This is a genomic window from Mycobacterium sp. E2238 (genome assembly GCF_001672665.1).
In the GTDB taxonomy this organism is placed as follows: Bacteria; Actinomycetota; Actinomycetes; order Mycobacteriales; family Mycobacteriaceae; genus Mycobacterium.
Genome location: NZ_LZKF01000199.1, coordinates 1 through 6,732, shown reverse-complemented (window position 1 = coordinate 6,732; position 6,732 = coordinate 1). Strand labels below are relative to the sequence as shown.

6 protein-coding genes are annotated in these 6,732 nt (G+C 68.4%); 4 read left to right on the top strand and 2 right to left on the bottom strand.

Features of this window, described 5'->3' with window-relative positions:
• Together A5711_RS27320 and A5711_RS18435 are read left to right on the top strand one after the other, a co-directional pair.
• The coding region (locus A5711_RS27320) for a hypothetical protein (protein ID WP_197520824.1) at nt 1-362 on the top strand (362 nt) is incomplete at its 5' end.
• Between the two features lie 5 nt (nt 363-367).
• Nucleotides 368-1,909, top strand: a complete 1,542-nt coding sequence (locus A5711_RS18435; protein WP_067949009.1) for a radical SAM protein — start codon at nt 368-370, stop codon at nt 1,907-1,909.
• Here the strand turns inward: A5711_RS18435 and A5711_RS18430 are convergent.
• A complete protein-coding gene (locus tag A5711_RS18430) occupies nt 1,906-2,943 on the bottom strand; it encodes a PAS domain-containing protein (RefSeq protein WP_067949008.1) in 1,038 nt (345 codons plus the stop codon). The genes A5711_RS18435 and A5711_RS18430 overlap by 4 nt on opposite strands.
• A 260-nt stretch (nt 2,944-3,203) precedes the next feature.
• The gene (locus A5711_RS18425) at nt 3,204-5,513 is read right to left on the bottom strand and encodes a DEAD/DEAH box helicase (protein WP_067949006.1); all 2,310 of its coding nucleotides are present in this window, start codon (nt 5,511-5,513) and stop codon (nt 3,204-3,206) included.
• A gap of 258 nt (nt 5,514-5,771) precedes the next feature.
• Between A5711_RS18425 and cspA the strand changes: the two genes are divergently transcribed.
• Both cspA and A5711_RS18415 read left to right on the top strand, forming a co-directional pair.
• Nucleotides 5,772-5,975, top strand: coding sequence for a cold shock protein CspA (cspA, locus tag A5711_RS18420; RefSeq protein WP_007166602.1), 204 nt, complete (start codon nt 5,772-5,774; stop codon nt 5,973-5,975).
• 143 nt (nt 5,976-6,118) lie between these two features.
• Nucleotides 6,119-6,709 (top strand): hypothetical protein, encoded by a 591-nt coding sequence (locus tag A5711_RS18415; RefSeq protein WP_067949004.1) that lies wholly within the window; start codon nt 6,119-6,121, stop codon nt 6,707-6,709.
• The last annotated feature ends 23 nt before the right edge of the window (nt 6,710-6,732 follow it).

Genomic DNA, 6,732 nt, shown 5'->3' with positions numbered 1-6,732 from the left:
CCTATGACATGAACCGGCCCTACCCGGGCTGGCAACCGCCGCCGAGCAAGCCGAGCGGCGGCGAAATCTTCGGCGCGGCCATCGCCGGGATGGCGCTGTATGCCGGAATCAACGTCGTCGTCGGCCCGCTGGTGCTGTTCGGCCTCGCCAATGCCGTCGCGCCGAAGATCGCCTTCGCCGCCGGAGCCGTCATGCTCGCGCTGATCGCCTTCGCCGGCGGGGGAGCGTTGTTGTTCGTGAAGAAGGGCGCCTGGGCGAGGGGAATCGGCATGGGATTGATGATCGGCTGGGCACTGACCTCCATCTTCACCGTCGGCATCTGTACCGGATTGAACCCGATGCTGTATCACCTGACCCGATGAGCGGCATGGAGCTGCGGGGCGATCGAATCCTGCGCTACGTCAACGCGTTTTGCCCGCAGTGTCACGCCGAGGAACCCGATCGTCCGCTGGGCGACGTGGCACGGCTCAGCGGCTGGCTGGCCGTGCGCGGCGACGGACAGGTCTGGCTCGAACGGGGCTGCCCGAGACACGGGCTCGTTCGAACGCTGTACGACGAAGATCCCGAAATCCTTGCCTATCTCGAGGAGTGGACCGCGCCCACCAAGGCGCACGTCCCCGATGAGCCGGGCAACTTCGACCCGATCCCGTCGGCCTATCTGCGCGGCCTGCCGCAGATGCAGACTCAGCACACCTGCATCCTGCTGGAGGACATCGCCGCGACCTGCAACCTGCGCTGCCCAACGTGTTTCGCCGACTCCTCGCCGGACCTCCGCAATGTCGTCGCGGTCGGCGACGTGCTGGCCAACGTCGACCAGCGGCTCGCGCGGGAGAACGGCCGCCTGGATGTGGTCATGCTCAGCGGTGGCGAGCCCACCCTGCACCCGCAGCTGCCCGAGCTGCTCGCCGAGCTCGGCTCGCGACCGATAACGCGAATCCTGCTGAACACCAACGGTATCCGGATAGCTCACGACGGCCGTCTGCTCGACCTGCTCACCGAGCACCGCGAACGCGCCGAGGTGTACCTGCAGTACGACGGGCTCTCGCCGGCCGCCCACCGCCATCACCGTGGCGGCGACCTGTCGCGCCTCAAGGAGTCGGCGCTGCGTCGGCTTTCCGAACGCGAAATCTTCACCACGCTCGTGATGACGGCGTCACTCGGTGTCAACGACACAGAGATCGGCGACATCGTCAAGCTGGCGCTGGACACGCCCTACGTCGGAGGGGTCTCCATCCAGCCGCAATTCGCTTCCGGGCGTTCGGGTCTCATCGACCCGGCCAGGCGCCTCACCCACACCGGCGTGCTGAAGCGGTTGGGGCCGCAGACCAGCGGCCTGATCACCTGGCGGGATCTGACCGCGCTGCCGTGCTCGCACCCGCATTGCTGCTCGGTCGGGTACATGCTTCGGGAAGACAACGGGAATTGGCGCTCGCTGGTCGCGTTGATGGGCCACGACAACCTCAAGGACAAGCTGGGGCTGATCGCCAACCGGATCGCCGACTCCGACATTCCCCGGGAATTGCGGCTGGCCGTGCGGGAATCCCTGATGGGCTTGCTGTCGGAGCAGTCTTCGTTGTCGCATCCTTCGATGTCCGACGTCTGGCGCATGATCTGCGAGAACTGCGACCTGGGCATGGCGACGTTGCTGACCGTGGCGTCGGCCGCGCTGCCGGGGCGGCGACGCCAACTGAGGCGGATGCTGGGTGAGCGTGTCGTTCGGGTCACGGTCAAACCGTTCATGGACATGTCGACGATGATCGAAGAGCGGCTGGTGCAGTGCTGCGTGCACGTCGGCACGCGGTCGTCGCAGGATCAGTGCGCGCCGTTCTGCGCGGTGCAGGCGTGGCCGCAGCTCGGCGGCCAGCGGCTGTCGGTCGCCGCCGACCGCTTGCTGCCGGTCGTGGGTTAGGCCGTCGGGTCGGGGCCGCCCGCCAATCCGGCGGCGGTGAGTTCCTCGTCCGAGGGCAACCGCAGCGAGACCAGCCCGGCGTAGGTATCCGGTTCGAGTTCCACCCTGTTGACCGTGACGTGCACCGGCACCCAACCGTTGTCATGGCCGGGCATTCGCAGCACCCGGCTCGTCGCGCCCTGGGCGAATTCCTCGGTCATCGAGGAGACCAGGTGCTGATCGTCGGGGTGAACCTTCGGCTGGCCGGTCTCACTGCCGCGCCAGTCGTAGAACGTGCAGGGCTCGTCCAGCCATTTCAGCAGGGCCCAGTTCTTCAAATCGATCAGCGCGCGGTGGACGCCTGCCTGAGCGAGCCCGCTCAGGATCCGTTGCGCCAGATCGTCTGTCGACACCGCCGGGCCCTTGAGTTCGGCACGCCAGTTGATCGCCCGCGCCACCAGATGGTCCCGGCCGTCGGGGCCGGCCTCCAGGCCGGTGCGCGCGACGAATCCGATCCGCATGGGGTTGCCCTGCCAATCGGTGAGATCCCAAGTGCTGCAGATCGTTTGGTTGGGCTCAGCCTTCACGGCCATGGCCAGCACCTTGGTTTCGTTGGGGTTGAGCTCGCGCGAGGGAAGGTCCTCCGCGAAGGCCCTGCCGAAGGTGACCTCGACTTCGGGATTCTTTCCGCTGTTGGCCAACGACTCCCGGGTGTCGGTGGCGACACCCATCGTCAGGTCCCACTTCAGCGGCCCGGGGGTCGGCCGCTCGGGCGGTTCGACGTCGGCGGGGCCGGTCCACACGTGCACCCCGTGGATATAGCCATCGGACATCACCACCGGTTCGGTGCGAATGACGCGGTCGCGCTTGGGAGTGATGCTGGTCAGGCTCTGACCGGTCTGTACCGACTCGGCGATCGCCGTCCGGACCGCCGAGAGATAGGGACTGCGGCGCATGAACGTGGTGATCGGGACGAGGTTTTTCAGTTGGCGGCCCTGCGCCACCACGGTGGGTTCACCCCCCAGCGTCTCCACGAGCAACCAGTCGTGGCCCATGCGGCCGATTTTACGGCGACGGGCCGCATCTTTGGGACCTCGGGCCTACCGGCCATGTCGGGGCAGTCGGTGAGCCTCAGGCATCGCCTCGCCGGCGATCCGGTGAATTTGCCAATGTCGTTGTGGCCTTGTTAGTTTGCTGCTGCGCCCGCGAGGTCGGGGCTGCCAGCCGCTCATCGATGAGCGTTCGTTGGCCCGTCGGACGGCACCCGTGGGGTCGACCGTCGAGGGGTCGGTCGTCATCCGCCGGATTGCTCAGCTTACGGTAGCTCCGAGAGGACCAGGTGCAACACCCGCACCGCACCCTCCTTGTCGAGCGGGTCGTTGCCGTTGCCGCATTTCGGGGACTGCACGCAGGACGGACAACCCCGGGGGCACTCACATGCCTCGATGGCGGCGGCGGTCGCACCCAGCCAGGTACGCGCCTGGCGGAAACCGCGCTCGGCGAAACCGGCGCCGCCCGGATAGCCGTCGTACACGAAGACACTGGGCAGACCGGCCGGGTCCGGTCCCACCGCGGTGGACAAGCCGCCGATATCGCCCCGATCGCAGCTGGCCACCAGCGGCAGCAGGCCGATCGCCGCGTGCTCGGCGGCGTGCAGTGATCCCGGGATCCGCGGCGCGTCAATTCCCTTGCGCAGCAAGGCCTCTTCGGTAATGGTGTACATCACCGCGGTGGTCGCCAATGTGTGTTCGGGCATGTCCAACTCGATGAAGTCGATCACCTCTCCGGAAAGCCGGCGACGCAGATACCCCACCACTTGATGGGTGACAGTGACGGGCACCAGGCCCAGGGTGACGGGCCCGAACTGTGCGCGTTCGCCGGTACCGGTGACCGTGATGTCGGTGATTTCCCGCGCAAACGTCGCGTAACCGGGGTCCTCGGCGTGCACGAAGGCGATCGCGTCTTCGAGGTCCAGCGAGTCGACAACGTAACTCTCCCCTTGATGGAGGTAGACGGCGCCCGGGTGGACCGACGCCGGGGCCTGACCGACGCCGGTGCTGCCCAGCAGCCGCCCGGTGTCCGCCTCGACGATGACGATCTGGCCGCCCGACGAACCCCGGATGTCCACGGCCCCATGCGGTTCTAGGCCCGCCGCGGGAAAATACTTGCCGTTGCGGAGCCGCAGCAGCCCGTCGTCGACCAGGCCCCCGGCCACGTCCGTGGCGCCCAAGTCGCGCACCTCGGCCTCGTCGAGCGGCATTTCGGTTGCGGCGCAGAGCAGTTGGGGTCCCAGAATGTAGGGGTTGGCGGGGTCGATCACCACCCGCTCGACCGGCTTGCCCAGCAGCGCGGCCGGGTTGTGCACTAGATATGTGTCCAGCGGGTCGTCGCGGGCGATCAGCACCACCAGCGCGCCCTGCCCGCGCCGGCCCGACCGGCCGGCCTGTTGCCAGAAAGAGGCGACCGTGCCGGGGAACCCGGCGAGGACCACCGCGTCCAGCCCGGCGATGTCGACACCCAACTCCAGCGCGTTCGTGGTGGCCAGGCCGCGCAGCCGGCCCTCCGCGAGGGCCCGCTCCAGCGCGGTGCGGTCCTCGGCGAGATAGCCGGCCCGATACGACGCCACCTTGCCGGCCAGCTCGGGGGCGATCTCGTCCAACCGCGCCTGGGTGCCCAGCGCGGTCAGCTCCGCCGCGCGGCGCGACCGCACGAACGTCAGTGTCTGTGCCCCCTCGGCGATCAGGTCGGCCATCACGCGCGCCGCCTCCGCACCGGCCGAGCGGCGCACCGGCGCGCCGTTCTCGCCCAGCAGGTCGGCCCGCAGCGCCGGTTCCCACAACGCGACCGTCCGGGCGCCCTGGGGCGAACCGTCCTCGGTGACCTCCTCGACCGGATGCCCGATGAGCTCGGCGGCCGTCGCGCCCGGTGCGTCGGTGGTCGCGCTGGCGAAGATCACCGTGGGGGCCGACGAGTACCGCGCACACAGCCGCAGTAACCGGCGCAGCACCATCGCCACGTTGGAGCCGAAAACGCCACGGTAGTAATGGCATTCGTCAACGATCACGAAGCGAAGACCGCGCAGCAGCACCGCCCACCGGGCATGGTTGCGCAGGATCGACAAATGGATCATGTCGGGATTGGAGAACAGCCAGCGGGATCGTTCCCGCGCGAACCGGCGGACCTCCGGGGGGCTGTCGCCGTCGTAGGCGGTCGGCGCCACGTCGTGCAGCCGCGGAACCGCGGCCGTCAGCGCGTGCGCGGCCCGCAACTGGTCGTGGCCCAGCGCCTTCGTCGGGGACAAATACAGCACCCGGGCGCGCGGATCGGTGGCCAGCGCGTTGAGGACGGGAAGCTGATACGCCAATGACTTGCCCGACGCGGTCCCGGTGCTCACCACCACGTGACGGCCGGCGTGCGCCAGTTCCGCGGCCGCCGACTGGTGTGACCAGGGCGAACTGACCCCGAGGTCGGTGAACGCGCGCACCACGTCCGGCTCGGCCCACGCCGGCCAGCTGTGTGGGCGGCCGCTCCGCGGCGGCAGCTCGGCGACGTGCCGCAGCGGGTGCTCGTCGGCGTCGGTGCCGGCGAGCGCGGCGGCGAGCAGGTCGCTGCCGAAACTCGCCATTCGCACCCTCCCAGGACCGGCTGGGACTCCGTCCAAGACGCAAGTCTGTCGCCGAAGCGATGAACATGGTTGACTATTTGCGGTCGCAGCTTCTGTGTTCGTGTCAAACTTTCGCAGGATCGACGTTGCGGCCGCGGTTCCTGCGAGGTTAATCGGTCGGGTGAAGTTCCGGCGACTGAGCGAGGTATGGCGGTCGTACCAGGCCCGGGGCATCGAAAAGCGATGCCCCGCACCCAGAAGAAAAGGAAAGATCGAGAGATGCCACAGGGAACTGTGAAGTGGTTCAACGCGGAGAAGGGCTTCGGGTTCATCGCCCCCGAAGACGGTTCCGCAGACGTGTTTGTCCACTACACGGAGATCCAGGGTTCGGGCTTCCGCACCCTCGAAGAAAACCAGAAGGTCGAGTTCGAAATCGGCCACAGCCCTAAGGGCCCCCAGGCCACCGGAGTCCGCTCCGTCTAAGACGAGCCGATTCTCCACGGACCCCCCGTGCAGTCCCGCCCAGCGGGCCGGCCGGGGGGTTTTCGTATTCCGTCCAGTCCCGACCCGCCGCCGCGCCGGTTGCCTCAAGACGCGGATGGTCGACCTGGCCTACTGTCGGTGGCGTGAGCCAGCTTTCCTTCTTCACAGCGGAGTCGGTGCCGCCCGCGGTAGCCGATCTCTCCGGGGTGCTGGCGGCTTCCGGTCAGATCGTGATGGTCGGCGGTCCGGGGGCGCAGGGCGCGCGGCTCTCGGTGGTGGTAGATCAGGCCTGGCGGGCCGCCGCGCTGGCCGAGATGATCCGCGAGGCGGGGCTGGAGCCTGAGATCGGGCGCACCGACGAGGACACCCCGCTGGTGCGGACGGCGGTCACCGCGGCTCTGGTGAATTTGGCCGCGGAATGGACCCGCGGCGCGGTCAAAACGGTGCCGCCACGGTGGCTGCCCGGGCCGCGGGAATTGCGGGCCTGGACGCTGGCGGCCGGTCATCCCGAGGGCGACCATTACCTCTTGGGCCTGGATCCCCACGCGCCCGATACCCATTCCCCGCTGGCGTCGGCTTTGATGCGGGTCGGAATCGCGCCCACATTGATCGGCACCCGCGGCGGCCGGCCGGCGCTGCGGATCAGCGGCCGTCGCCGGCTATCGCGCCTGGTAGAGAACGTGGGCGACGCCCCCGACGGCGTCGACGCATCAGCGGTGTGGCCGCGGGTATAACCGCGGAAAAAGATTTGCGATTC